This window comes from Streptomyces sp. NPDC037290 (genome assembly GCF_055603245.1).
Map to the genome: position 1 here is coordinate 177,366 of NZ_JBVJVZ010000004.1, position 23,875 is coordinate 201,240.

Here is a 23,875-nt window from a genome sequence, read left to right on the forward strand (position 1 = left end):
CATGAATTGATCACTCACCGGCTGCGTGGTCACGGCCCTCGCCGCGCTCATACCGGTCGGCTGCTCCAACGGGCCCAGCGACAACGACAAGAAATACGCGGGCCTCGTCACGGTGGCTGACCCGGATGACTTCGGTGGGATCGACGGCAACACGCTCGCCGCCACGTTGAGTGGCGAAGGGCCCACCCTGTGCAAGCAGCTGCACTCTTCCTTCGCCGACGCGGTCGCCTACGCAAAGCTGGGCTATTCCACCAAGGAGACGACCGCGTTGATCTCTGCGGCCGTGGTCGTGTACTGCCAGGATCAGAAGAGCAAGCTCCCGGCGGGCTGAGGCACCATCCGGCTGCCGCTGTCCGAACAGCGAACCGCTGCCTCCGGGTGGCGGGGGCTTCTTCCGTTCTACGCGGCCACGGCACCGGTGCGGGCGGCGCACTCTCGCGCGCCCTCCACTCGGGTCGGCCCGTACAGCAGGCCCGCGGTCAACGCCCGGAGCGCGGGCCGACGCACCTCTTGCGGTGCCTCGTGCTCGACTTGCGGTGCCTCGTGCTCGACGCGCTGCAGGGCGGCGAACGTCTGCGGTGCGTCGCCGAGCGCGTTCCCCATGCGTGCGATGTCGGTCCATGCTCGCGCGCGCCGCTCCACCGTCGGCATGCGGTCCACGTCCAGCCGGGCCGCGATGCCGACGCCCTCGTCCGGAGTGCCGAGGGCGTTCAGCACGCTGATCCGGTACGCATCCACCTGCGCGCGGGTGGCCTCGACGGTGAACAGCCCCTCCACGGCCGGCCTGCGGTCGGCTTCCTCTCCCGCCTCTTCCAGCAGGGAGAGGGCCGTCGTCCGGTCCTTGCCTGCGGCCGCCGAGTCAATGCGGCCATCGGCCTGGCTCAGCTCGACCACTTCGAGAGGGCGGAGACCATCCGCCGCATCCTGTGGCGGGCCTACCGGCGAGCCCTCGCCGGCCTGGACGGCGTGCGCCTGGTCGACGTCGATGTGGACCGCTCCGTGCCGCACCTGTGCCAGGTCCTCATCCCCGACCGCGACGAGGTCCACGCGCAGATGAAAGCCCGCGGCGTCGGTGTCGGCGTCCACTACCCGCCCAACCACCTGCAGCCCGCCTTCACCCAGTTGCGGCGCGACTTGCCCGCCACCATGCACGTCGGCCGCGAGGTCCTGACGCTGCCGTTCCACCAGCACCTCACCGAGAACGACATCGACCAGGTCGTGACCGCCCTCGGCCAGGCCCTCAAGAGCGTGGGAGCCACATCGTGCGTCAGGTCCTGACCGTCTGCCTCGGCAACTCCTGCCGCAGCCCGTTCGCCGCTCTGGCACTCGCCAAGCGGGGCGCCCCGGCGAACTCGGCGGCCAGGATCTCGTCCACGAGCCTGTCAGCCGCGTCGGGGCCTCCGTACGCACGGGCCCGCTCCGCCATGCCCGCCCGCAGGTGGGCATCGGCCAGGAGCGGGCCTACCGCTGTCTGCAACCCGGCCGCCGTCACCTCGCCGGTCAGCGCGACCGCCCAAGCCCAGCCGGCCGGACGAGGAGCCACTTCTGGTCGAGCGCCACTCGTCGAGCGGCGCCGGGGCGACCGTGTACGTGCACAGGTACCTGTGTAAGCGGGCGCCCCAGCAGACGTCGCCTACGCGGCGTCTTGCGGGACGCCCGCAATGTAGCCGCTCATGAACTGGCCCCGCTCGTCTGTCTCCCCCCGTGGTGGATGGGCGGGGTCGCGGCCGGCGTTCAGCGGACGAGGTCGGCAAGGGGGACGCCGATGGCTTCTGCGATGCGGATCAGGGTATCGATCGTCGCGTTGCGCTCGCCTTGTTCGATCAGGACGATCGACGGCCGGTCGATCTCGACTCGTAACGCCACCGTCTCCTGGGTCAGGTCGGCCGCCAGCCGCGCCGTTCGGATGTTGGCGCCGATGGCCCGGCGTCGGTTACGAACCCAGTCGGGCGATGGAGCTGATGGCACCCAACCACGCTGGACTGTTGAGGATCGAAAGCCCGAACGTACATTCGAATTACGCTAACGTCAGCTGCACGGCCCCGGCCGGCAGGGGGACCGGAAACCCCCGCCGGGCCGGGGCCTGTTCTGTGCCTGGAGACCATCTTGTGGCCGCTCGCCGTCTCGCACGCATCTCGCAGAACCGTTGTGGGTCACCGAGGAGCCCTCTCTCCTGGTCCTGCGATTCCGGCGAGTCCCTGGACCTCATGGACGCCATGGACGCTCCGTAAGCTAGGGGGCATGGCCTACGAGATTCCGGTGACGCAAGCCAGGGCTGAGCTCGCCGACCTGATCAACCGGGTGGTGTACGGCGGTGAACGCGTCGTCGTGACGCGGCACGGCAAGCCGCTGGTCGCGCTGGTCTCGGCCGCCGACCTGGAGCGGCTGGACGCGCTCGACGAGCCGGCCGAGGAACAGGTCATCAGCTCGGTCTCGGGTGTCCGCGAGGTCGGTTCCGTCGCGCGCGAACAGCAGCGGTTCGGGATCGCGGCGGAGCATCGCGGGCACGGCGCGGCCGCCGAGAACCGCGGACCCGGCGTGTCCTGACTCACGGGGTATCGCGGGCCCCATCGCCCGGTCATGAGGGGATCAAGGTCTGGTTAACGTCGCCGAAACTCCGACGAACTAGCCTGCCGATCCACGCCACCAGGGGTTTTTCTGCCCGGATTGATGACGATTCGGGGATTTGTCTGTGTGTTACATCTATCCCCTTCGTGGTGGCTGCGGCAACCGGACCCCGCACGGTCCGGAGCAAGGACGGTGAGGTGGGACGTGCAACTGACCCCGCATGAGCAAGAGAGGCTGCTCATCCATGTGGCAGCCGACGTCGCCGAGAAGCGCCGGGCCCGCGGTCTCAGGCTCAACCACCCGGAAGCGGTCGCCCTCATCACGTCGCACATCCTCGAGGGCGCGCGTGACGGCCGTACCGTCGCGGAGCTGATGTCCTCCGGTCGCAAGCTGCTCACCAGGGACGACGTCATGGACGGGATCCCGGAGATGATCCACGACGTGCAGGTGGAGGCCACCTTCCCGGACGGCACCAAGCTCGTCACCGTCCACGAGCCGATCATCTGAGGGGCCGCGATGATTCCCGGAGAGATCCTGTTCGCGGACGGCCCCGTCGCCTTCAACGCCGGCCGTGAGGTCACCCGGCTGACCGTCCTCAACGCCGCCGACCGGCCGGTCCAGGTCGGCTCCCACTACCACTTCGCCGAGGCGAACCCCGGCCTGGAGTTCGACCGTGCCGCAGCCCGCGGCAAGCGGCTGAACGTCGCCGCCGGCACCGCCGTGCGCTTCGAGCCCGGCATCCCCGTCGACGTGGAACTCGTGCCCCTCGGCGGCGCCCGGATCGTGCCGGGACTGCGCGGGGAGACCGGAGGTGCCCTCGATGCCTGAGCTCTCCCGCGGCGCCTACGCCGACCTGTTCGGGCCCACCACCGGGGACCGCATCCGGCTCGCCGACACCGACCTGCTGATCGAGATCGAGGAGGACCGCTCCGGCGGACCCGGCGCCTCCGGTGACGAGGCGGTCTTCGGCGGCGGCAAGGTCATCCGCGAGTCCATGGGCCAGTCCCGCGCCACCCGCGCCGACGGCACCCCCGACACCGTGATCACCGGTGTCGTCGTCGTCGACCACTGGGGCGTCGTCAAGGCCGACGTCGGCATCCGCGACGGCCGGATCGCCGCGGTCGGCAAGGCCGGCAACCCCGACACCATGGACGGCGTCCACCCGGACCTGGTCATCGGCCCCGAGACCGAGATCATCGCGGGCAACGGGCGGATCCTGACCGCCGGCGCCATCGACGCGCACGTGCACTTCATCTGTCCCCAGGTCGCCGAGGAGGCGCTGGCCGCCGGCATCACCACCCTGGTCGGCGGCGGCACCGGCCCCGCCGAGGGGTCCAAGGCCACCACCGTCACGCCCGGCCCCTGGCACCTGGCCCGGATGTTCGAGGCGATGGAGGCCTACCCGGTCAACGTCGGCTTCCTCGGCAAGGGCAACACCGTCAGCCACGAGGCGATGCTCTCCCAGATCCGCGGCGGCGCCCTCGGCCTGAAGCTGCACGAGGACTGGGGCTCCACCCCGGCCGTCATCGACGCCGCGCTCACCGTCGCCGACCGCACGGGCATCCAGGTCGCCATCCACACCGACACCCTCAACGAGGCCGGGTTCGTCGGCGACACCCTCGCCGCTATCGCGGGCCGGGGCATCCACTCGTACCACACCGAGGGCGCCGGCGGCGGTCACGCGCCGGACATCATGACCGTGGTCTCGCAGCCCAACGTGCTGCCCAGCTCCACCAACCCGACCCGGCCGTACACCGTCAACACCGCCGAGGAACACCTCGACATGCTGATGGTGTGCCACCACCTCAACCCGGCGGTGCCCGAGGACCTGGCCTTCGCCGAGTCCCGGATCCGGCCGTCCACCATCGGCGCGGAGGACATCCTCCACGACCTCGGCGCGATCTCGATCATCTCCTCCGACTCCCAGGCCATGGGCCGCGTCGGCGAGGTGATCCTGCGCACCTGGCAGACGGCCCATGTGATGAAGCGCAGGCGCGGGGCGCTGCCCGGCGACGGACGTGCGGACAACCACCGCGTGCGTCGCTATGTCGCCAAGTACACGATCAACCCCGCGCTCGCGCAGGGCCTCGCCGCCGAGATCGGCTCCGTGGAGACCGGCAAGCTCGCCGACCTCGTGCTGTGGGAACCGGCGTTCTTCGGGGTCAAGCCGCACCTCGTGGTCAAGGGCGGCCAGATCGCCTACGCGCAGATGGGCGACGCCAACGCCTCCATCCCCACCCCGCAGCCGATCCTGCCCCGCCCGATGTACGGCGCGATCGGCCGCGCCCCGGCCGCCAACTCCGTCAACTTCGTGGCCGGGCCGGCGATCGAGGACGGGCTGCCGGAGCGGCTGGCGCTCGGCAAGCGGTTCACGGCGATCGCGTCCACGCGCGCGGTCACCAAGGCCGACATGCGCGAGAACGACGCCCGGCCCGACGTCCGGATCGACCCCGACAGCTTCGCCGTGCACATCGACGGCGAGCTGGTCGAGGCGACCCCGGCTGCCGAACTGCCCATGGCCCAGCGCTACTTCCTCTTCTGAGGGGGTCGTGATGTCACGGGCAGCACTTCTCGTCCTGGCCGACGGCCGCTTCCCCGCCGGAGGGCACGCGCACTCCGGCGGGGCGGAGGCCGCCGTCAAGGCGGGCCGGATCACCTCCGCCGCGAGCCTGGAGGACTTCTGCCGGGGCCGGTTGCACACCGCCGGGCTGGTCGCGGGCGCGCTGGCGGCCGCCGCCGCACTCGGCGCGGATCCCGCGGAGCTCGACGCGGCCGCCGACGCCCGCACGCCGTCCCCGGCGCTGCGCAGCGCCGCGCGCCGGCTGGGCCGTCAGCTGCTGCGGGCGGCTCGGGCAGGCTGGCCGTGCAACGAACTCGACGCGGTGGCACGGCAGTTCCCGAGAGGGGCGCATCAGCCGGTGGTCCTCGGGCTCACCGCGCGGGCGGCCGGACTGGGGCCGGACGACGCGGCGTACTGCGCGGCGTACGAGAGCGTGAGCGGACCGGCGACCGCGACCGTGCGGTTGCTGAGCCTGGACCCCTTCGACGCGACCGGCGTACTGGCCCGTCTGGCACCGGAACTGGACCGGGTGGCGGACACGGCGGTGGAGGCGGCGCGCACAGTGCTCGACGAGGGTGTCGACGCGCTGCCGGCCTCTTCCGGGCCCCTGCTGGAAGTGGGCGCGGAGTGGCACGCGGCCTGGCCGGTACGGCTGTTCGCGTCCTGAGTCCTCCCACCCGACAGAAGTGGCCGTCGCAGACCCACGGCCGCTCGTACAAGGAGCCGTACATGCACCTCGACCACACCCACACCGGCCCCGCCGCAGTCGGCGCCGACGCCCACCGCCCCGACGGAGCCCGGCGGGCCCTGCGCATCGGGCTCGGCGGGCCCGTCGGGTCCGGGAAGACCGCGACCGTCGCCGCGCTCTGCCGGGCCCTGCGCGAGGAGTTGTCGCTCGCCGTCGTCACCAACGACATCTACACCCGTGAGGACGCCGCGTTCCTGCTCCGGGAGGCCGTGCTGCCGCCCGAGCGGATCACCGCCGTGGAGACCGGCGCCTGCCCGCACACCGCGATCCGCGACGACATCTCCGCCAACCTCGAAGCCGTGGAGGACCTGGAGGACGCGGTCGGCCCGCTGGACCTCATCCTCGTCGAGTCCGGCGGCGACAACCTCACCGCGACCTTCTCCAAGGGGCTGGTGGACGCACAGATCTTCGTGATCGACGTGGCCGGCGGCGACGACATCCCGCGCAAGGGCGGCCCCGGCGTCACCACGGCCGACCTCCTCGTCGTCAACAAGACCGACCTCGCCCCGTACGTCGGCTCCGACCTCGCCCGGATGGCCGCCGACGCCAAGGCGCAGCGGGCCGAACTGCCGGTGGTCTTCCAGTCGCTGCGCGGCGAGAGCGGCGTCGCCGACGTGGCCGCCTGGGTGCGGGAGCGGCTCGCCGCGTGGACGGCGTGACCACCACCGGGGTCCGGGCGCACGCGCGGATCGTCGCCCGCGCCGACGGCCGCGGCGGCACCGCACTGCCCGTGCTGGACGGGGAGGGCCCGCTGGCCCTGCGCCGTACCCGGTCGAGCGGCGCGGAAGCGAAGGTCATGGTGGTCGGCGCGATGAGCGGACCGCTCGGCGGCGACCGCTTCACGCTCACCGCCCGGGTGGAGCAGGGCGCCAGGCTGCACGTCGGCTCGGCCGCCGCCACCCTCGCCCTGCCGGGCCAGGCCAAGGGAGAGGCCCGCTACGACGTACGGCTCGACGTGGCCGACGGCGCCGAACTGCACTGGCTGCCCGAGCAGTTGATCTCCGCCCGCGGCAGCGACCTGCACGTCACCACACGGGCCGAACTCGCCGCGGGCGCCCGGCTCGTGCTGCGCGAGGAGCAGGTGCTCGGCCGGGTGGGAGAGCCCCCCGGGCGCCTCACCAGCCGGCTGACCGTCCGGGTCGCGGGCCGGCCGGTACTGGACCAGGAACTGTCCTGCGGCCCCGGCGCCCCGGGCGGCTGGGACGGACCGGCCGTGCTGGCGGGACACCGGGCGGTGGGACAACTGGTCATCGTGCGGCCGGAGTTCGCGCAGCACCCGCCGGGGCCGCAGGTTCTCGGGGAGCGCGCGGCCCTGATACCACTGGCCGGTCCCGCAGTCCTGGCCAGCGCCGTGGCACCGGACGCGCTGCAGCTACGACGGCTCCTGGACGACATCTCGGCCCGGCTCGGCTGAAGCGCCCCCGAGGGGAGGCACTTCCGCTTGCGGCGCGAGTCGCGGAGTGTTCCGCTCAACGGGACGTGATCGTCCGGTTATCGGATTGGTAAAGATGGCCGGCGACCCCTGTTCTCAGGTCGCTCACAGCCGAGAGGATCCCCGCCTGACCATTCGCAGCGATGCAGATGTTGGGGGAGGGTCCCACTTGAGGGAGAACAGACCGAAGAGCCGTCTGCTGGCGCTCGGTTCGGCCGGAGCGCTCGTCACCGCCACCTTGATCGCCGGTGTCGTTACGGCGCCCGCGGCCGGCGCCGCCGGCCGGCCCGGCCAGGACCGGGAGGCCAGGGGCGCCGAGACAGCCGCCGCACGCGCCGCCGAGGCCGGCATCGACTGGCAGGACTGCCCGGCCGACTGGGGGTTCGCGAAGCCCATCCAGTGCGGCTGGGTCACGGTGCCCGTCGACTACGCCCACCCGTACGGCAAGCAGATCAAGCTCGCCGTCGACCGCATCGGCAACACGGGCAGCAAGAGCGAGCGTCAGGGCGCGCTCGTCTACAACCCGGGTGGGCCCGGCGGATCCGGGCTGCGCTTCCCGACCCGGGTCACCAACAAGAACCCCGTCTGGGCGAACGTCGCCAAGGCCTACGACTTCGTGGGCTTCGACCCGCGCGGTGTCGGCCACTCCGCCCCGATCTCCTGCGTCGACCCGCAGGAGTTCGTCAAGGCACCCAAGATGGACCCGGTGCCGGACACCGAGGCGGACAAGACCGCGCAGCGCAAGCTGGCGCACGAGTACGCGGACGGCTGCCTGGAGCGCACCGGCCGCACCGTGCTCCGGCAGATGACCACGCTGAACACCGCCCGCGACCTCGACGTGATCCGCGCCGCGCTCGGCGAGAAGAAGCTCAACTTCCTCGGCGCCTCCTACGGCACCTACCTGGGCGCCGTGTACGGCACGCTCTTCCCGGGCCACGTGCGACGCATGATCGTGGACAGCGTCGTCGACCCCTCCCGCCGGAACATCTGGTACCAGGCCAACCTGGGCCAGGACATCGCCTTCGAGGGCCGCTGGAAGGACTGGGAGGACTGGGTCGCCGCCAACGACGCCGCCTTCCACCTCGGCACCACCCGTGACGCCGTCGAGGCCAAGTGGCTCGAGCTGCGCGCGACCGCCAAGAAGAACCCCATCGGCGGGGTCGTCGGCCCGGCCGAGCTGATCTCCTTCTTCCAGAGCGCGCCGTACTACGACTCCTCGTGGGTTCCGGTCGCCACGGTGTTCAGCAAGTACGTCGCCGGTGACACCAAGGCGCTCGTCGACGCCGCCGCCCCCGACCTGTCGAACACGGCCGGCAACATCAGCGCCGAGAACGGCAACGCGGTCTACACGGCCGTCGAGTGCGCCGACGCCAAGTGGCCCACCAGCTGGAAGAAGTGGGACCGGGACAACACCCGGCTCAACAGGGACTACCCGTTCATGACCTGGGCCAACGCCTGGATGAACCTGCCCTGTGCCACCTGGCCGGTGAAGCAGGGCACCCCGGTCGAGGTGAAGACCGGCAAGGGGCTGCCGCAGGTGCTGATCGTGCAGTCCACCAGGGACGCCGCCACCCCGTACCAGGGCGCCGTCGAGCTGCACAAGCGCTTCAAGGGCTCCCGTCTGATCACCGAGAAGGACGCGGGCTCCCACGGTGTGACCGGCCTGGTCAACCCCTGCATCAACCAGCGCGTCGACGCCTACCTGGTCGACGGCAAGCTGGACGCCGCGGACGTGACCTGCACCCCGCACGCCACGCCCAAGCCGTAACAGCGTTCCCACGGTGACGAGGGGCGGCCGGACCACCGGCCGCCCCTCTCTCGTACCGGCAACCGCTCGCCCGCTGCGAGGAGTTCGCGCACCCACCCGCGGTCAGCTGAGCGGCGCCCGTGGGAACCGGCGCTCCCGGGCGCCCTTCTCCGCGGCCTGCCGCTCCTTGACCACGGCCGCGTACTCGTCGACGTACTCCTGCTCGGACAGGGTGAGGATCGCGTACATGATCTCGTCGGTGACGGCCCGCAGCACGGCCTTGTGCTGTGCCATCCCGGCGTAGCGGGAGAAGTCGAGGGGCTCGCCGAAGCGGATGGTGACGGGGTGGACGTTCGGGATGACCTTCCCGGGCGGCTGCGCCTCGAACGTGCCGATCATCGCGCACGGCACCACCGGGACCCCTGCCCTCAGCGCCATCACGGCGACCCCGACCTTGCCCTTGTAGAGCCTGCCGTCGTGCGAACGGGTGCCCTCCGGATAGATCCCGAGCAGCTCGCCCCGGCCGAGCACCCCGAGACCCTCCCGGATCGCCGCCTGGCCGGCCTCCTTGCCGGAGCGGTCCACCGGGATCTGCCCGGCGCTGCGGAAGAAGAACGCGGTGAGCCGGCCCTTGAGGCCCGGGCCGGTGAAGTACTCCGCCTTGGCGAGGAAGGTGATGCGCCGTTTCAGCATCGCCGGCATCAGGAAGTGGTCCGAGAACGACAGGTGGTTCCCCGCGACGATCGCGGCACCGGACGCCGGCACGTGCTCGAGCCCCTCGATCCGGGGCCGGAAGACGAGTCTCAGCAGGGGACCCAGCAGCACGTACTTGAGCAGGTAGTAGAACACGGCTCGCTCCTCAGTCGACCGGCTCCCCGAGGGGACTGGCGCCTTCCCAGGTCAGTGTGGGTTCCTGAGCATTCGGCTCATGGGCACCTGGGGTCATCTGTAGCCATGTTCAGCCGGTCTCATGCTGGCCCCGTACGGGGTGATGCGGGCGAGCCCCGCGAAGTCGCTCGTGTCCGGCCCCCGTACGATGGCGCCGATGCACAGCACCGGACCACACACCGCGCGCCCGCCCCGCCGGCGGCAGCGCGTGCTGGTTGTGCTGGCCGTGCTGGTGGGCCTGTTGGGCATGCACGCGCTCGGGCCCGGCGGGGGCATGGGGCACGGGTGGCACGGCGGTCCGGCGCGTCACAGCACCCCGCTCGCCGCTGTCGACGTCGTCGCGCAGGACCACTGCCCCGACGCCGACGGCCACTGCGGTGGCGGCCTGCCGCACCACGCCGACGCCACCTGCGCCTCGGGCGCGCTGAACGGCGGCCCGCAGCTGCCCGCCCCGATCCCCGGCCCCGTGGCCGTACCCGTTCCGGACCGTTGTCCGCGCTCCCGTGCGGCCACCGGTCCGGAAGGCGCCCGCGCCCCGCCCTCCCTGGCCGAACTCCAGCTCCTGCGGATCTAGAAGGCCCCGCCGGCCGCGGCCGCCGCCTGCCGGCGGAGCGCCCGCGGTCGTGCTCACGCGCGCCCGAAATCCCTTGAGAAGAGCAGGAGTTCCAGCATGACCACCCGTACTTCCACGCGCCGCCGCGCCGCCCTCGCGGTGGTGGCCGCGACCGCCGCCCTCGCCCTCGCCGCCTGCGGTGGCGGCGGTGACGACACCGGACATGCCGCTCACGGCCCGTCGGCCTCCCCGAGCGCGTCGGCCGGCGCCCACAACGCCCAGGACGTCACCTTCGCGCAGGGCATGATCCCGCACCACCAGCAGGCCCTGGAGATGGCGCGGCTCGCCGCCGACCGGGCCTCCTCGGCGCAGGTGAAGGATCTCGCCACCCGCATCCGGAAGGCACAGGACCCCGAGATCCGCACCATGACCGGATGGCTCAGGTCCTGGGGCGAGCAGGTGCCCATGGCCGGCATGGACCACTCGGGACACTCCGGCATGCCGGGGATGTCCGGGATGATGAGCGACGCCGGCATGACCGAGCTGAAGAAGGCCGAGGGCAAGGACTTCGACACGAAGTTCCTGTCCATGATGGTCGAGCACCACCAGGGCGCCGTCGAGATGGCCGGCACGGAGCAGAACAAGGGCGCCTACGGCCCGGCCAGGACCATGGCGGACGCCATCGTCACCGCGCAGAACGCCGAGATCAAGGAGATGAAGAAGCTCCTCCGCAAGAGCTGACGCACCCCGCCCCGCGTGGCCCGTCACAGTCGTGTGTGCGGGTACGCGCGGGGCACCTCAGGCGCCCGGCGGAGCCGTCAGGGACTGCTCGGCCCAGATGACCTTCCCCTCGGGCACGAACCGGGTTCCCCACCCCTGGGTGAACTGGGAGACCAGCAGCAGGCCGCGGCCGCCCTCGTCCGTGGTGCGCGGATGGCGCAGATGGGGGGCGGTGGCGCCGCCGTCGGACACCTCGCAGATCAGGGTCCGGTCCCGGATCAGCCGGAGGCGGACGGGCCCCTCCGCGTGCCGGATGGCGTTGGTGACCAGCTCGCTCACGATCAGTTCGGTGGTGAACGCCAGTTCCTCCAGGCCCCACTCCGCCAGCTGCCGGTTGGCTTCCTTGCGGGCGTCGGCGACCACGGCCGGGTCGGCCGGCAGGTCCCAGTCGGCGACCCGGTCGGCGCCCATGAGCCTGGTGCGGGCCATCAGCAGGGCCACGTCGTCGTGCGGCCGGTCCGGGACCAGGGTGGCGACGACGGTACGGCAGCGCAGGTCGAGCGAGGGGGCGGGCTGTTCCAGGGCGCGGCGCAGCCGGTCGCGGTCCGCGTCGCCGGCCCCGTCAAAGTCCCCGTGGGCCAGCAGCCCGTCGGTGTGCAGAACCAGCGTGCTGCCCTCGGCCAGGGTCAGCTCCACCGCCTCGAAGGGCGGACCGTCCACCCCGAGCGGCGACCCCTGCGGGAGGTCGACGAAGGCGACGGTGCCGTCGGGCAGGACGACGGCAGGCGTGGGATGCCCCGCGGCCGCCATGGTGCACTGCCCGTCGACGGGGTCGTAGACGACGTACACGCATCCGGGGCCCCGGATACCGGCGTCCTCCGGGGGCGGCACTCCTTCCTCACGGGCCGTCCGTGCCACCAGGTCGTCGAGGCGCGCGAGCACCTCCTCGGGCGGCAGGTCGAGCCCCGCGAGGGTGCGTACGGCGGTACGCAGCCCTCCCATGGCCGCGGCCGCGTCGATCCCGTGTCCCGGCACCTCGCCCACGACCAGCGCCACGCGTGCCCCGGACAGCGGGATGAGGTCGAACCAGTCGCCGCCGAGGCCGGTCAGCTCGTCGGCCGGCCGGTAGCAGGCGGCCACCTCCACCGCGTCCTGCTCGGGCAGCCGGTGTGGCAGCAGGCTGCGCTGCAGGACGAGTGCCGCCTCCCGTTCGCGGGTGTAGCGGCGGGCGTTGTCCACGCACACCGCCGCCCGGCAGACCAGGTCCTCGGCGAGACTCAGGTCGTCCTCGTCGAACGGCTCCTGACGGCGGCGCCGGAAGAAGGCGGTGACGCCCATCGTGACGCCCCGCGCCCGTATCGGAACGATCATCGCGCTGTGCAGGCCCAGCTCCAGGAAGGTCGCCGTGCGGCCGCCCGGGACGGGCGTGGCCCACTCCTCGGCCGGCGGGTCGAGCCGCTCCTCGCGCCAGGACCGGCCCGTGGTCAGACAGCGGATCGGCGGCGATCCGGCGAGGTAGGTGACCACCTCGCCGATCCGCGCGGCGGCCTCCGGCACCCCCGGGTTCACCGACTGGTGCCCGGCCCGCCGCAGCGGCACCTGATCCGTCTCGCCCAGCGGCCCCGGCGCGGGCTCCGCGCCCCGCAGCACGGACTCCAGCAGGTCCACGCTGACGAAGTCGGCGAAGTTCTGCACGGCCACGTCGGCCAGTTCCTGTGCGGTGTGCCCGATGTCCAGGGTGCGGCCGATCTGCTCGCCGGCCCGGTCGAGCAGGGCCAGTCGCTGCCGGGCGCGGTACCGCTCGGTGATGTCGACGACGGTGTAGTACACGCCCATAGGGTGTCCCCGGTCGTCGTCGAGGCGGGTGAACGACATCATGTGCGCCGTCTCCCGGTGCGGAGCGGACCGCACCTGGCCCACGTGTTCGTACCCCACCACCGGCCGGCCGGTCTCCAGTACGCGCCGCATCTCGGCCTCGATGCCCAGGGAGTCGAGGCCCGGCTGGATCTCCGCCAGCCGCCGCCCCAGCCGCTCCCGCGCGGAGCCGCCGCCGTACCGCTCCAGGGCCGCGTTCGACCAGACGCACCGCAGGTCGGCGTCCACGATCGCGATGCCGACGGGGGAGTCGGTCACCATCTGCTCCAGCACCGCACGGCTCATGTCCCAGCCGCGCGCCCCGGACATGTCGGAGAGCAGGACCAGCCAGTGCGGGGCGCCGGCGCGTGCCACCGCCGGGGTGATCCGCACCATCACCCGCACCGGCTGCCCGTCCTTGCGCCGTGCGGTCAGCAACCCCGCCCAGCCGCCGTCCCTGCGGCACCGCTCGGCCAGCTCGGGTGCCCGCGCGGCGTCCTCGGCGGCCAGCAGACCGGTCACCCCGGTGCCCACCACCTCGGTCGCCGTGTAGGCCAGCAGCCGCTGGGCGTCCGGCGTCCAGCAGGTCACCACGCCCCGTGCGTCGAGCAGCAGGGGCGCGGCATCGGCCACGTCGAACCGGTGCGGGGCGACGTCCTGCTCCTCGTGAGTGCCCACGGCCGACCTCTCTGTCGCTGAGAGTGGTCTACCACCTCCTGTCCCCATCCTCACCCGTCGGACACCGGGTGGGGGGAAACGTGTGGGGGGCGGCCTGCGGCCACCCCCCACCGAGCTCAGGAACCCAGCACCTTCTCCAGCGCCGCCAGCGCGGCACGCAGGTCCTCTTCCGTGATGGTCAGCGGGGGCGCCAGCCGGATCGTGGAACCGTGGGTGTCCTTCACCAGGATTCCTTCCCGCATCAGCCGTTCGCTGACCTCCCGGCCGGTGCCGAGCGCCGGATCGACGTCGACGCCCGCCCACAGCCCGCGCGACCGGAAGCCGAGCACGCCGCTGCCGACCAGCTCGGTCAGCCCGTCCCGCAGGACCACGCCGAGCTCGGCGGCGCGCCGCTGGAACTCGCCGGTCTCCAGCAGCTCGACCACGGCCGTGCCGACCGCGGCGGCGAGCGGGTTGCCGCCGAAGGTCGAGCCGTGCTCGCCGGGGTGCAGCACCCCCAGCACCTCGCGCCGGGCCACCACCGCCGACACCGGTACGATCCCGCCGCCGAGCGCCTTTCCCAGCAGCAGCACGTCCGGGACGACGTCCTCGTGGTCGACGGCGAGGGTACGGCCCGTACGGCCCAGGCCCGACTGGATCTCGTCCGCGATGAACAGGCAGCCCTTGCGGCGGGTCAGCTCCCGCACCCCCGCCAGATAGCCGTCGTCCGGGATGAGCACGCCCGCCTCGCCCTGGATGGGCTCGATCAGCACCGCCGCCGTGGTCTCGTCGACGGCCTCCTCCAGAGCGGCCAGGTCGTTGTACGGCACGATCCGGAAGCCGGGCGTGAACGGCCCGAAGCCCGTACGGGCCGTCTCGTCGGTGGAGAAGCTGACGATGGTCGTCGTACGGCCGTGGAAGTTGTCGGCCGCGACCACGATCGTCGCCCGGTCGGCCGGGACGCCCTTGACGTCGTACGCCCACTTGCGGGCCACCTTGATGCCGCTCTCCACCGCCTCGGCGCCGGTGTTCATCGGCAGCACCATGTCCAGGCCGGTCAGCTTCGTGAGCCGCTCGGCGAACTCCGCGAGCCGGTCGTTGTGGAAGGCGCGGGAGGTCAGCGTCAGCTGGTCGAGCTGGCGGTGCGCGGCCTCGATCAGCGCGGGGTGCCGGTGGCCGAAGTTGAGCGCCGAGTATCCGGCGAGCATGTCCAGGTAGCGGTTGCCCTCGACGTCCTCCACCCAGGTGCCCTCGGCCCGGGCCACCACCACGGGCAGCGGGTGGTAGTTGTGCGCCAGGACCGGCCCCTCGGCCTCGATCAGGTCGGCGGACGTACGGGTGCGCGCGGGTGCGGTCATCAGCGGATCTCCTGGGTGCAGCACTTGATGCCGCCGCCGGCCTTGTGGAACTCGGACAGGTCGACGGGGACGGGGACGTAACCGTGGTCGGCGAGGCGGTCGGCGAGTGCCTCGGCCCGGGGCGCGATGAAGACGTTGTGGCCGTCGGACACGGAGTTCAGGCCGAACGCCATCGCGTCCTCGCGGGTGGCGAGCACCGCGTGCGGGTACAGCCGGCGCAGCACCTCGCGGCTGCCCGCCGAGAACGCCTCCGGGTAGTAGCAGATGTTGTCGTCGTCGAGGACGAACAGCGCCGTGTCCAGGTGGTAGAAGTACGGGTCCACCAGGGTCAGGCCGATCACCGGGTGGCCGAGGAACTCCTGCGCCTCGCGGTGCGCCTCGCGCGTGGTGCGGAAACCGGTGCCGGCGAGCACGTACCGGCCCGTCCACACGAGGTCGCCCTCGCCCTCGGACACCGACTCGGGGCGGTACACGTCGTAGCCCGCCGCCTTGAACCAGGTGTCGTAGTGCAGCGACTCCGGGCGCCGCTCCGGCGCGTGGAACAGCGAGCCGAAGACCCGGCCGCCGACCACGAACGCCGCGTTGGCCGCGAAGACCATGTCGGGCAGTCCGGGGACCGGCTCGACCGACTCGACGGTGTGCCCGTGGGCGCGGTAGGCGCGGATCAGCGTCTGCCACTGTTCCCGGGCGAGGTCCACGTCGACGGGCTTGTCGGGGTGCATCCACGGGTTGATCGCGTACTGCACGGCAAAATGTCTGGGTTCACAGACGAGAAAGCGCCGAGGGCGCTGTACACGGCTTTCGGACACAGAGGGTTTCCTCCGCTTGCGGTGTGTCACTGGGGGGTGACACCCACGGTAGAAAGCGGAGCCGACGCGCGACAAGAAACAAAAGCTGCGTAGATGCGCAGCATCGTTGCGTTCTTCCAGGGGTACACGCACTACTCCTGCGCATGGATCCCGTCACTCCGGTGCCGCGTGCGTGGCCCCCGCTTCCGGGCTTTCCGGGAGGAGGTGGGACAGCACCATCACGCTGATCGTCTTCCGGATGAACGGCTCGACGCGGATCCGCTCCAGCACCTCCTCGAAGTGCTCCACGTCCCGTGCCCGCACGTGCAGCAGGGCGTCGGCGCCGCCGGTCACCGTCATCGCCGCCGTGATCTCCGGATGGTTGCGCACGACCTCCGCGAGCCGCCGGGGCGGGGCCGCGCCCTCGCAGTACACCTCGACGTACGCCTCGGTGCGCCAGCCGAGCGCCGAGGGCTTCACCGTCGCCGTGAACCCGGTGATCACCCCGGTGTCCCGGAGGCGGTCCACGCGCCGCTTGACCGCCGTCGCGGACAGCCCGATGCCCGCTCCGATCTCGGCGAAGCTGGTCCGGGCGTTCGCCATCAGCGCGGTGATGATCTTGCGGTCGAGCTCGTCGAACGAGGGCGTCCTGCTGTTCATGCGGGCACTGTAGTCAGCCCCGCCGGGCGGGACGCCTCAGGACTGGGTGAGGCCTCAGGACTGGGTGACGACCATGGCGAGCGTCAGCAGACCCAGCACCACCCAGCCGAACCACAGCCAGCCGTTGCTGCCGAGCGCGACCGTGTAGGCCGTCACGACGACGAGACCGCCGACCGTGAGAGCCCCCATCGCCTTGGTGGAACCGTTCGTGGAACCGGGCATCGCGACACCCTCCTCATGGTCCGTCCTCGACCATGGTGCCCCGAGTCCCGCCCGGACGGCAGGCCTCCGGCTCAGCTCTTACGGGCGTTCAGCGAGGCCAGATAGGCGTTGTACGCCTCCAGCTCCTTGTCGCCGTCCCGGTCGGCCGCCCGGTCCTTGCGCCTGGCCTGCCGCTGCTCGGAGCCGTACCACTGGAACAGCAGCGCGATCAGCACCAGCACGGACGGGATCTCGCTGAACGCCCAGGCGATGCCGCCGGCCGCGTTCTGGTCGGAGAGCGCGTCGATGCCGAGCGAGGCCGGCGGGTTCCTGAAGGTCTCCACCATCGGCGTCGACGCCATCATCAGCGCGATGCCGAAGAAGGCGTGGAACGGCATGCCGGCGAACAGCTCCAGCATCCGCATCAGATGCCCCGGCCGGTGCGGACCGGGATCCACGCCGATGATCGGCCAGAAGAAGACGACCCCGACGGCGAGGAAGTGCACCATCATCGCGATGTGGCCGGCCCTGGACCCCATCAGGGAGTCGAAGATCGGGGTGAAGTACAGCGCGTACAGGCTCGCGATGAACAGCGGGATCGTGAACGCAGGGTGGGTGATGACCCGCATGTACCGGCTGTGCAGCAGCGCCAGCAGCAGCTCGCGCGGTCCCTTGCGGCCCCGCCCGGCCGCCGGCAGCGCGCGCAACGCCAGCGTCACCGGCGCACCGAGCAGGATCAGGATCGGCGACAGCATGCTGATGATCATGTGCTGCACCATGTGCACGCTGAACATGACCATGCCGTAGCCATTCAGCTTGGTGCACATCACCAGGGCGATGGTGAGGACACCGACGACGTACGCCACGGTACGGCCGACGGGCCACGCGTCCCCGCGCCGCCGCAGCCGCACGACACCCCAGCCGTACAGACCCAGCCCGAGCAGGCAGGCCACGAGGAAGAACGGGTCCGCCGACCACTGGAGCCCCCGCCCCAGCGTGAACGGCGGCAGATCCATCATCATGCCGTGCCCGCTGTGATCCATCCGGCGGCTCCTGATTCGTGGGGGTTGTGCGAGTTGTCCGCCCCAAGAGTAGAACCGCCCCCGGTCACGACCGTGACCGGGGGCGGGTTGTTCCCGGGTGAACTACAGGACGCACTCCGCCTCGTCGTACCGCCCGGTGGGCACCGTCTTCAGTGTCTCCACGGCCTCCGCCAGCGGCACCATCACGATGTCGGTCCCGCGCAGGGCGGTCATCCGGCCGAACTCACCCCGGTGCACGGCCTCCACCGCGTGCCAGCCGAAACGGGTCGCCAGCACCCGGTCGTACGCCGTCGGCGTGCCACCGCGCTGCACATGACCCAGGATCACCGGGCGGGCCTCCTTGCCGAGCCGCTGCTCCAGCTCGACCGACAGCTGCCGGGCGATCCCGGCGAAGCGCTCGTGGCCGTAGATGTCCTTGCCGCCCTCGTCGAAGTCCATCGTGCCGGCCTTCGGCTTGGCCCCCTCCGCCGCGACCACGATCGCGAACCGCTTGCCCGCGCCGAACCGCGCGCCGACCTTCGCGGTCAACTCGTCGATGTCGAAGGGCCGTTCAGGGACGACGATGGCGTGGGCGCCGGCCGCCATACCGGAGTGCAGCGCGATCCAGCCGGTGTGCCGGCCCATGACCTCCACGACCAGCACCCGCTGGTGGGACTCGGCCGTGGTCTTCAGCCGGTCCAGCGCCTCCGTCGCCACGCCCACGGCCGTGTCGAAGCCGAAGGTGACGTCCGTGACGGCGATGTCGTTGTCGATGGTCTTCGGCACGCCGACGATCGGCAGCCCGCTGTCGTACATCAGCCGGGCCGCCTTCAGCGTGCCCTCGCCGCCGATCGGGATGATCGCGTCCAGGCCGAGCTCCCCGACATGGCCCTTCGCCCGCTCCACGCCGTCCCGCAGGTGCGAGGGCTGGACCCGGGACGAGCCGAGGATGGTGCCGCCCCGTGCCAGGATGCCGCCCACGGCGTCGAGGTCGAGCTTGAGGTAGTCGCACTCCAGGAGGCCTTTCCAGCCGTCCCGGAAACCGATGACCTCGTCGCCGTGGTCGGCGACGGCACGGTGCACGACGGACCGGATGACGGCGTTCAGGCCGGGGCAGTCGCCGCCGGACGTGAGGACACCAATGCGCATAGCCCGAATACCTTCTCAACGTGGGCCGGGTAACCGGACCACGTTGTCCGGCGGATTCCCGGCCACCCTACCGGCGTGAGGGGGTGGCTCCGTAGCGGGCGTCCGCCTGCTGGACGCGCCCGCACATGTGAGCGGACGGCCTGTCAGGCGGGCCCACTACGAGGCTGCCGGACCACGCTGAACTCCCGCTGGAGCGGCGCTCACGCGGGCGGGTGCGCGGTTCTCACGCGGGCTGCTGCGCCGCCGAGATCCGCTCGTTGCGGAGCGCCTCGTACCAGCGGTCGTCGACCGGCGGCAGCGCGTTGACGTCGAGCGCCAGCTTCAGCAGCAGGTCGGCGATCTGCGGGTTGCGGGCGAGGACCGGGCCGTGCATGTACGTACCGAAGACGGTCCCGTTGTACGCGCCTTCCGTGCCGTCCCCGGTGCCGTTGCCGTTGCCGACCTTCACGCGGGCGAAGGGCCGGGCGGTCGGCCCGATGTGGGTGACACCCTGGTGGTTCTCGAAGCCGGTCAGCTGCGGCAGCCCGAGCTGCGGGTCGATGTCGCCGAGCACGTCACCGACGCACCGCTCGCCCTCGCCGCGCACGGAGACCACGTCGAGCAGGCCGAGGCCCGGCTCGCGCTGGCCGAGGTCGTTGACGAACTCGTGGCCGAGGATCTGGTAGCCGGCGCACACGGAGAAGACGATCGCGCCGTTCTCCACCGCACGCTGCAGATGCCCGTCACGGCGCAGCCGCTCGGCCGCGAGCCGCTGCGGACGGTCCTCGCCACCGCCGATCAGGTAGATGTCGCCGGAGGTCGGGATCGGCTGGTCGCTGCGCACGTCGAGGCGCGCCACGTCGAGGCCGCGCTGCCGCGCCCGGCGCTCGACGACGAGGGCGTTGCCCTGGTCGCCGTAGGTGCTCAGCAGGTCCGGGTAGATCCACACCAGCCGCAGTTGGTTGTCGCTCATGAGGTGATCGCCCTTCGAGGATCAGAAGATCAGTTGCCGACGCGGCGGCGCAGGTCCTGGAACGCGGTGTAGTTCGCGATGACCTCGATACGGCCCGGCGGGCACATCTGCACGGCCTGGTCGAGGTCCTCGCAGACCTGGAAGTGCTGGTTCGCGACCTCCAGGCGGACAGCGAGGTCCAGCTTCCGGTCGCCGATGACGAAGATCGGGTGGCCGGTCAGCCGGGTGTAGTCGACGTCCCACAGCCAGGAGGTGTCGGTGCCGTCGGCTCCGCGGGCGTTCACGGACAGGATCACCGGGGTGGGCGGCGGGTCGATCAGGGAGAAGGTCTCCAGCCAGCCGGCCGGGTTCTTGGCCAGCAGCAGCCGCAGATCACGGTTCTGGAACTGCACGACGTCATAGCGCCCGGCCACCGCCTGCACCTGGTACATCCGCTCCAGGGCGACCTGCGGCGGCACCCCGAAGACGGCCGCGACGGCGGCGGAGCTGGCCGCGTTCGCCTTGTTGGCGCGGCCCGGCAGCTGCAGATGGATCGGCCAGGCGGACCCGTGCGGATCCAGCACGTGATCACCGTGCAGCGCCCACGTCGGCGTGGGCCGCCGGAACCCGCACTCGCCGCAGAACCAGTCGTCCCCGGGACGCTGCATCACGCCACCGCACGACGGGCAGGACCAGGCGTCCTCCTGCCACATCTGCCCGGCCGCGACCCACATCACATTGGGGGAGGAGGACGCGGCCCACACCACCAGCGGGTCGTCGCAGTTGGCGACCACGACGGCCTTGGTCCCGGCCAGGCCCTCGCGCCAGTTCTCGGCGAGCATCCGGGTCTCGGCGGCCCGGTCGAGCTGGTCGCGGGAGAGGTTGAGCAGGGCGATGCACTTGGGATCCGTGTCCCGCGCCACACCGGCCAGATACTTCTCGTCGACCTCGATGACACCGAACTTCGCGTCCGAGCCGCCCGCGAGCGCGGAGGTGATACCGGCCGGCATGTTGGCGCCGAGCGCGTTCGACACGACCGGTCCCGCGGCGCGCAGCGCCTCGGCGATCAGCCGGGTGGTCGTGGTCTTGCCGTTGGTCGCGGACACCAGGACGACGTCCAGGTTCTGGGCGAGCCGGGCGAGCAGGTCGGGGTCGAGTCTCAGCGCGACCCGGCCACCGATCACCGACCCGCTGCCGCGCCCAGCGGCGCGCGATGCCGCAGCAACCGCCTTGCCCGCGGTCACGGCCAGCTTGGCCCGCGGCGAGAGCGGGTCCGAGTTCCCTGCCATCAGTTCTCGATCCTCCTTGCGTACGCGCCGCGCCTGGGGCCATCCGGCAACGTGGTGTGGACCTGAAGCCTATCGAGATCCATTCGCACACCCGAATCCCGGCCCACGCCTGTGCGGCGGGCATGAGCTGAAGGAACCGTACCCTTGCCGCTATGCGACACGGCACGATCCCGGGCGCCCACGGGCGCGTCCGGCCTCTTTCCCTGCTCGGAGACACCGCTCTCGGCGAGCCCTGCGCGGAGGTCACCGACTTCGGCCCCGAATTGGCCGATCTCGTGGAGGACTTGTTCGCGACCATGTACGCGGCGCAGGGGGTGGGCCTGGCGGCGAACCAGATAGGTGTGCCTTTGCGGGTCTTTGTGTACGACTGTCCGGATGACGATGATGTGCGCCACCTCGGGCATGTGGTGAACGCGCGGTTGGTGGAGGCGGACGGGGTCGTCGTCCGGGGGCCGGAGGGCTGTCTGTCCCTGCCGGGCCTGGAGGCGGGGACGGAGCGCTACGACCATGCGGTGGTCGAGGGGTTCACGGTGACGGGGGAGCCGGTCACGATCCACGGCACGGGTTTCTTCGCCCGGTGCCTGCAGCACGAGTGCGACCACCTGGAGGGCCGGGTGTACGCGGATCACCTGGCGGGTTGGCGCAAGCGGAGGCTGCTGAAACAGATCTCCCGAGCCGCATGGCGCCGGTGAGGGGACACCGGCGGTCAGAACCCCGGGCCGCCCATCCTGTCTCCCGCGGCCGCGAGGCGACCCCACAGCAAGTCCGCCAGGGACCGCACCAACTCGGCTCGGCTGCAAGGGCGTTCACCCAGCCACCAGTCACCCGCGGCATGCATCATCCCGACGATCCCGTGCCCCCACACCCGGGCGAGCTGCTGACTGCCCGGCCCCAGATCCACCCGCTCCTCGATGACCTGGGCCAGCTCCTCGCCCATCCGCCGGAGCAGCGGAGCCGAGTGCTTGCCGACGTCGAAGCCCTGGTCGCCCCCCTGGCTCCCCTCCGCCGGGTGCATCAGGAACCGGTAGACCTGAGGCCTTGCCTCGATCGCCGCGAGGTAGGTGTCCAGCGTGGCCTCGACGCGCTCACGCCGGTCGGCGGGAGCGTCCAGCGCCGCCCGCAGCGAATCGAGGAGCGCATCCGTGTGGCGCTTGGCCAAAGCCGCGTAAAGGCCGCCCTTGTCGCCGAAGTGGCGATAGAGGATCGGCTTCGTGATGCCCGCCTCCGCCGCGATCGCGTTCATCGACGCCTGCGGGCCGTCGCGCAGCACCACCCGGTCGGCGGCCTCCAGCAGCTCGCGCCGTCGGCGGTCGGCGGACCGCTGCTGATCGGTCCGCTGTGTGGTGTCCATGTGCTCTCCCCACCCGTGCTGATTCGGTGACGCCTGCGCAAACTAACACTGACTGTGCCCCTGACATCGAACGGGATGCCGGGCGTCATCGGCGGTTGACTTTTCCTACCCGCCGGTAACAGACTCGGGTTACCGCTAGTAACATCGCACCGCCGCCGCTGGAGGGGACATGGCCGAGTTCACCATGGAGCTGAACGACGAACAGAAGGAAGTCCGGGACTGGCTCCATGGCTTCGCCGCCGACGTGATCCGCCCCGCGGCCGCCGAGTGGGACGAGCGCGAGGAGACTCCCTGGCCGGTCATCCAGGAGGCCGCGAAGGTCGGCATCTACTCCCTCGACTTCTACGCGCAGCAGTACTTCGACCCCACCGGCCTCGGCATCCCGATGGCCATGGAGGAGCTGTTCTGGGGCGATGCGGGCATCGCCCTGTCCATTGTGGGCACCGGCCTCGCCGCGGTGGGCGTTCTCGCCAACGGCACCGAGGAACAGATCGGCACCTGGATCCCGCAGATGTACGGCGACCAGAACGACGTCAAGGTCGCCGCGTTCTGCTCCTCCGAGCCCGACGCCGGTTCCGACGTGGCCTCCCTGCGCACGCGTGCCGTGTACGACGAGGCGAAGGACGAGTGGGTGATCAACGGCACGAAGACCTGGGCGACCAACGGCGGCATCGCGAACGTCCACGTCGTCGTCGCGAGCGTCGACCCGGAGCTGGGCTCCAAGGGCCACGCCTCCTTCATCGTCCCGCCGGGCACGCCGGGCCTGGCCCAGGGCCAGAAGTTCAAGAAGCACGGCATCCGCGCCTCGCACACCGCCGAGGTCATCCTCGACAACGTCCGCGTCCCCGGGTCCTGCCTGCTGGGTGGCAAGGAGAAGCTGGACGAGCGGCTGGCCCGGGCGCGGGAGAGGGCCGCGAAGGGTGGCGAGCGTGTCAAGAACGCGGCGATGGCCACGTTCGAGGCGTCCCGGCCGGCGGTCGGCGCCATGGCGGTCGGCACCGCCCGGGCCGCGTACGAGGTCGCCCTCGACTACGCCATGACCCGCGAGCAGTTCGGCCGGCCGATCGTCGACAACCAGGGCGTCGCCTTCCAGCTGGCGGACATGCGGACGCAGATCGACGCCGCCCGGCTGCTGGTCTGGCGTGCGTCCTGGATGGCGGTCAACGGCAAGCCGTTCACCGCGGCCGAGGGCTCCATGTCCAAGCTCTTCGCCAGCGAGACGGCGAAGAAGGTGACCGCCCAGGCGATCCAGATCCTGGGCGGTAACGGGTACACCCGTGAGTACCCGGTCGAGCGGATGCACCGGGACAGCGCGATCTACACGATCTTCGAGGGGACGAGCGAGATCCAGCGGCTCGTCATCGCGCGGACCCTTTCCGGGATGCCGATCCGGTAGCGC

Annotated in this window: 28 protein-coding genes; 14 read left to right on the top strand and 14 right to left on the bottom strand. The window is 71.4% G+C overall.

What is annotated here, in order from left to right; genetic code table 11:
• Positions 1 to 25: 25 nt before the first annotated feature.
• On the top strand, positions 26 to 331 hold the full coding sequence (locus ACZ7HQ_RS15705) for a hypothetical protein (RefSeq protein WP_470989488.1): 306 nt from the start codon (positions 26 to 28) through the stop codon (positions 329 to 331).
• A 68-nt stretch (positions 332 to 399) separates the two neighbouring features.
• On the opposite strand, the gene ACZ7HQ_RS15710 is transcribed toward ACZ7HQ_RS15705, so the two are convergent.
• Entirely contained in the window at positions 400 to 894 is a 495-nt protein-coding gene (locus ACZ7HQ_RS15710; RefSeq protein ID WP_470990718.1) for a hypothetical protein, read from the bottom strand.
• An 18-nt stretch (positions 895 to 912) separates the two neighbouring features.
• Here ACZ7HQ_RS15710 and ACZ7HQ_RS15715 point away from each other — a divergent pair, with 18 nt between their 5' ends.
• Positions 913 to 1,278: a DegT/DnrJ/EryC1/StrS family aminotransferase gene (locus tag ACZ7HQ_RS15715; protein WP_470990670.1), complete on the top strand. Its 366-nt coding sequence runs from the start codon at positions 913 to 915 to the stop codon at positions 1,276 to 1,278.
• Here ACZ7HQ_RS15715 and ACZ7HQ_RS15720 read toward each other — a convergent pair.
• Together ACZ7HQ_RS15720 and ACZ7HQ_RS15725 are read right to left on the bottom strand one after the other, a co-directional pair.
• On the bottom strand, positions 1,268 to 1,543 hold the full coding sequence (locus tag ACZ7HQ_RS15720) for a hypothetical protein (protein WP_470989490.1): 276 nt from the start codon (positions 1,541 to 1,543) through the stop codon (positions 1,268 to 1,270). The genes ACZ7HQ_RS15715 and ACZ7HQ_RS15720 overlap by 11 nt on opposite strands.
• 191 nt (positions 1,544 to 1,734) lie before the next feature.
• Complete coding sequence (locus ACZ7HQ_RS15725) at positions 1,735 to 1,968, bottom strand: helix-turn-helix domain-containing protein (RefSeq protein WP_470989493.1); 234 nt, start codon at positions 1,966 to 1,968, stop codon at positions 1,735 to 1,737.
• A gap of 273 nt (positions 1,969 to 2,241) precedes the next feature.
• On the opposite strand from ACZ7HQ_RS15725, the gene ACZ7HQ_RS15730 reads away from it, so the two are divergent.
• The 8 genes from ACZ7HQ_RS15730 (at position 2,242) to ACZ7HQ_RS15765 (ending at position 9,076) form a co-directional block, all read left to right on the top strand.
• On the top strand, positions 2,242 to 2,547 hold the full coding sequence (locus ACZ7HQ_RS15730) for a type II toxin-antitoxin system Phd/YefM family antitoxin (RefSeq protein ID WP_470989497.1): 306 nt from the start codon (positions 2,242 to 2,244) through the stop codon (positions 2,545 to 2,547).
• A gap of 225 nt (positions 2,548 to 2,772) precedes the next feature.
• Positions 2,773 to 3,075, top strand: a complete 303-nt coding sequence (locus ACZ7HQ_RS15735; protein WP_451377073.1) for an urease subunit gamma — start codon at positions 2,773 to 2,775, stop codon at positions 3,073 to 3,075.
• A 9-nt stretch (positions 3,076 to 3,084) separates the two neighbouring features.
• A complete protein-coding gene (locus tag ACZ7HQ_RS15740) occupies positions 3,085 to 3,396 on the top strand; it encodes an urease subunit beta (protein ID WP_470989499.1) in 312 nt (103 codons plus the stop codon).
• Positions 3,389 to 5,110: an urease subunit alpha gene (locus ACZ7HQ_RS15745; RefSeq protein ID WP_470989503.1), complete on the top strand. Its 1,722-nt coding sequence runs from the start codon at positions 3,389 to 3,391 to the stop codon at positions 5,108 to 5,110. The genes ACZ7HQ_RS15740 and ACZ7HQ_RS15745 overlap by 8 nt, the downstream gene beginning before the upstream one ends.
• A gap of 10 nt (positions 5,111 to 5,120) precedes the next feature.
• Positions 5,121 to 5,795 carry an urease accessory protein UreF gene (locus ACZ7HQ_RS15750; RefSeq protein WP_470989505.1) on the top strand — a complete coding sequence of 225 codons (675 nt, stop codon included), beginning with the start codon at positions 5,121 to 5,123 and terminating at the stop codon, positions 5,793 to 5,795.
• A gap of 62 nt (positions 5,796 to 5,857) precedes the next feature.
• Positions 5,858 to 6,535, top strand: a complete 678-nt coding sequence (gene ureG / locus ACZ7HQ_RS15755) for an urease accessory protein UreG (RefSeq protein ID WP_470989508.1) — start codon at positions 5,858 to 5,860, stop codon at positions 6,533 to 6,535.
• Positions 6,532 to 7,290 carry an urease accessory protein UreD gene (locus ACZ7HQ_RS15760; RefSeq protein ID WP_470990671.1) on the top strand — a complete coding sequence of 253 codons (759 nt, stop codon included), beginning with the start codon at positions 6,532 to 6,534 and terminating at the stop codon, positions 7,288 to 7,290. The genes ureG and ACZ7HQ_RS15760 overlap by 4 nt, the downstream gene beginning before the upstream one ends.
• A 187-nt stretch (positions 7,291 to 7,477) precedes the next feature.
• Entirely contained in the window at positions 7,478 to 9,076 is a 1,599-nt protein-coding gene (locus ACZ7HQ_RS15765; RefSeq protein WP_470989510.1) for an alpha/beta hydrolase, read from the top strand.
• A gap of 102 nt (positions 9,077 to 9,178) precedes the next feature.
• Here ACZ7HQ_RS15765 and ACZ7HQ_RS15770 read toward each other — a convergent pair whose 3' ends face one another.
• On the bottom strand, positions 9,179 to 9,904 hold the full coding sequence (locus ACZ7HQ_RS15770) for a lysophospholipid acyltransferase family protein (RefSeq protein WP_470989513.1): 726 nt from the start codon (positions 9,902 to 9,904) through the stop codon (positions 9,179 to 9,181).
• 196 nt (positions 9,905 to 10,100) lie between these two features.
• Here ACZ7HQ_RS15770 and ACZ7HQ_RS15775 point away from each other — a divergent pair, with 196 nt between their 5' ends.
• Both ACZ7HQ_RS15775 and ACZ7HQ_RS15780 read left to right on the top strand, forming a co-directional pair.
• The gene (locus tag ACZ7HQ_RS15775; protein ID WP_470989516.1) at positions 10,101 to 10,517 is read left to right on the top strand and encodes a DUF6153 family protein; all 417 of its coding nucleotides are present in this window, start codon (positions 10,101 to 10,103) and stop codon (positions 10,515 to 10,517) included.
• 96 nt (positions 10,518 to 10,613) lie between these two features.
• Entirely contained in the window at positions 10,614 to 11,237 is a 624-nt protein-coding gene (locus ACZ7HQ_RS15780) for a DUF305 domain-containing protein (protein WP_470989519.1), read from the top strand.
• A 57-nt stretch (positions 11,238 to 11,294) separates the two neighbouring features.
• Here ACZ7HQ_RS15780 and ACZ7HQ_RS15785 read toward each other — a convergent pair whose 3' ends face one another.
• The 9 genes from ACZ7HQ_RS15785 to ACZ7HQ_RS15825 form a co-directional block, all read right to left on the bottom strand.
• Positions 11,295 to 13,748, bottom strand: a complete 2,454-nt coding sequence (locus ACZ7HQ_RS15785; protein ID WP_470989521.1) for a SpoIIE family protein phosphatase — start codon at positions 13,746 to 13,748, stop codon at positions 11,295 to 11,297.
• Between the two features lie 116 nt (positions 13,749 to 13,864).
• Positions 13,865 to 15,085: an ornithine--oxo-acid transaminase gene (gene rocD / locus ACZ7HQ_RS15790; protein WP_470989523.1), complete on the bottom strand. Its 1,221-nt coding sequence runs from the start codon at positions 15,083 to 15,085 to the stop codon at positions 13,865 to 13,867.
• Complete coding sequence (ddaH, locus tag ACZ7HQ_RS15795) at positions 15,085 to 15,894, bottom strand: dimethylargininase (RefSeq protein ID WP_470989526.1); 810 nt, start codon at positions 15,892 to 15,894, stop codon at positions 15,085 to 15,087. Before ddaH ends, rocD begins: the two co-directional genes overlap by 1 nt.
• 153 nt (positions 15,895 to 16,047) lie before the next feature.
• Positions 16,048 to 16,533 carry an Lrp/AsnC family transcriptional regulator gene (locus ACZ7HQ_RS15800; protein WP_470989529.1) on the bottom strand — a complete coding sequence of 162 codons (486 nt, stop codon included), beginning with the start codon at positions 16,531 to 16,533 and terminating at the stop codon, positions 16,048 to 16,050.
• A gap of 54 nt (positions 16,534 to 16,587) precedes the next feature.
• Positions 16,588 to 16,755: a hypothetical protein gene (locus tag ACZ7HQ_RS15805; protein WP_107093214.1), complete on the bottom strand. Its 168-nt coding sequence runs from the start codon at positions 16,753 to 16,755 to the stop codon at positions 16,588 to 16,590.
• A 71-nt stretch (positions 16,756 to 16,826) separates the two neighbouring features.
• Positions 16,827 to 17,777, bottom strand: coding sequence for a cytochrome c oxidase assembly protein (locus ACZ7HQ_RS15810; RefSeq protein ID WP_470989534.1), 951 nt, complete (start codon positions 17,775 to 17,777; stop codon positions 16,827 to 16,829).
• A 102-nt stretch (positions 17,778 to 17,879) separates the two neighbouring features.
• Positions 17,880 to 18,905, bottom strand: coding sequence for a 6-phosphofructokinase (locus ACZ7HQ_RS15815; protein WP_470989538.1), 1,026 nt, complete (start codon positions 18,903 to 18,905; stop codon positions 17,880 to 17,882).
• Positions 18,906 to 19,128: 223 nt separating this feature from the next.
• Positions 19,129 to 19,857: a type 1 glutamine amidotransferase gene (locus ACZ7HQ_RS15820; protein ID WP_470989541.1), complete on the bottom strand. Its 729-nt coding sequence runs from the start codon at positions 19,855 to 19,857 to the stop codon at positions 19,129 to 19,131.
• Between the two features lie 29 nt (positions 19,858 to 19,886).
• Positions 19,887 to 21,125 (bottom strand): MurT ligase domain-containing protein, encoded by a 1,239-nt coding sequence (locus tag ACZ7HQ_RS15825; protein ID WP_470989544.1) that lies wholly within the window; start codon positions 21,123 to 21,125, stop codon positions 19,887 to 19,889.
• Between the two features lie 152 nt (positions 21,126 to 21,277).
• Here ACZ7HQ_RS15825 and def point away from each other — a divergent pair, with 152 nt between their 5' ends.
• Positions 21,278 to 21,817, top strand: a complete 540-nt coding sequence (gene def, locus ACZ7HQ_RS15830; protein WP_470989547.1) for a peptide deformylase — start codon at positions 21,278 to 21,280, stop codon at positions 21,815 to 21,817.
• A 14-nt stretch (positions 21,818 to 21,831) separates the two neighbouring features.
• Here def and ACZ7HQ_RS15835 read toward each other — a convergent pair whose 3' ends face one another.
• The gene (locus ACZ7HQ_RS15835) at positions 21,832 to 22,476 is read right to left on the bottom strand and encodes a TetR/AcrR family transcriptional regulator (RefSeq protein WP_470989549.1); all 645 of its coding nucleotides are present in this window, start codon (positions 22,474 to 22,476) and stop codon (positions 21,832 to 21,834) included.
• 169 nt (positions 22,477 to 22,645) lie between these two features.
• Here ACZ7HQ_RS15835 and ACZ7HQ_RS15840 point away from each other — a divergent pair, with 169 nt between their 5' ends.
• Positions 22,646 to 23,872 carry an acyl-CoA dehydrogenase family protein gene (locus ACZ7HQ_RS15840; protein ID WP_470989552.1) on the top strand — a complete coding sequence of 409 codons (1,227 nt, stop codon included), beginning with the start codon at positions 22,646 to 22,648 and terminating at the stop codon, positions 23,870 to 23,872.
• Positions 23,873 to 23,875: the final 3 nt, after the last annotated feature.

What these genes read in the sequence shown, in the direction of transcription:
- ACZ7HQ_RS15730 (WP_470989497.1), top strand. Translation starts at nt 2,242, where the DNA reads ATGGCCTACGAGATTCCGGTGACGCAAGCCAGGGCTGAGCTCGCCGAC.
- ACZ7HQ_RS15740 (WP_470989499.1), top strand. Translation starts at nt 3,085, where the DNA reads ATGATTCCCGGAGAGATCCTGTTCGCGGACGGCCCCGTCGCCTTCAAC.
- ACZ7HQ_RS15745 (WP_470989503.1), top strand. Translation starts at nt 3,389, where the DNA reads ATGCCTGAGCTCTCCCGCGGCGCCTACGCCGACCTGTTCGGGCCCACC.
- ACZ7HQ_RS15750 (WP_470989505.1), top strand. Translation starts at nt 5,121, where the DNA reads ATGTCACGGGCAGCACTTCTCGTCCTGGCCGACGGCCGCTTCCCCGCC.
- ureG (WP_470989508.1), top strand. Translation starts at nt 5,858, where the DNA reads ATGCACCTCGACCACACCCACACCGGCCCCGCCGCAGTCGGCGCCGAC.
- ACZ7HQ_RS15775 (WP_470989516.1), top strand. Translation starts at nt 10,101, where the DNA reads ATGCACAGCACCGGACCACACACCGCGCGCCCGCCCCGCCGGCGGCAG.
- ACZ7HQ_RS15780 (WP_470989519.1), top strand. Translation starts at nt 10,614, where the DNA reads ATGACCACCCGTACTTCCACGCGCCGCCGCGCCGCCCTCGCGGTGGTG.
- rocD (WP_470989523.1), bottom strand. Translation starts at nt 15,085, where the DNA reads ATGACCGCACCCGCGCGCACCCGTACGTCCGCCGACCTGATCGAGGCC.
- ACZ7HQ_RS15800 (WP_470989529.1), bottom strand. Translation starts at nt 16,533, where the DNA reads ATGAACAGCAGGACGCCCTCGTTCGACGAGCTCGACCGCAAGATCATC.
- ACZ7HQ_RS15805 (WP_107093214.1), bottom strand. Translation starts at nt 16,755, where the DNA reads ATGCCCGGTTCCACGAACGGTTCCACCAAGGCGATGGGGGCTCTCACG.
- ACZ7HQ_RS15810 (WP_470989534.1), bottom strand. Translation starts at nt 17,777, where the DNA reads ATGGATCACAGCGGGCACGGCATGATGATGGATCTGCCGCCGTTCACG.
- ACZ7HQ_RS15815 (WP_470989538.1), bottom strand. Translation starts at nt 18,905, where the DNA reads ATGCGCATTGGTGTCCTCACGTCCGGCGGCGACTGCCCCGGCCTGAAC.
- ACZ7HQ_RS15820 (WP_470989541.1), bottom strand. Translation starts at nt 19,857, where the DNA reads ATGAGCGACAACCAACTGCGGCTGGTGTGGATCTACCCGGACCTGCTG.
- ACZ7HQ_RS15825 (WP_470989544.1), bottom strand. Translation starts at nt 21,125, where the DNA reads ATGGCAGGGAACTCGGACCCGCTCTCGCCGCGGGCCAAGCTGGCCGTG.
- def (WP_470989547.1), top strand. Translation starts at nt 21,278, where the DNA reads ATGCGACACGGCACGATCCCGGGCGCCCACGGGCGCGTCCGGCCTCTT.
- ACZ7HQ_RS15835 (WP_470989549.1), bottom strand. Translation starts at nt 22,476, where the DNA reads ATGGACACCACACAGCGGACCGATCAGCAGCGGTCCGCCGACCGCCGA.
- ACZ7HQ_RS15840 (WP_470989552.1), top strand. Translation starts at nt 22,646, where the DNA reads ATGGCCGAGTTCACCATGGAGCTGAACGACGAACAGAAGGAAGTCCGG.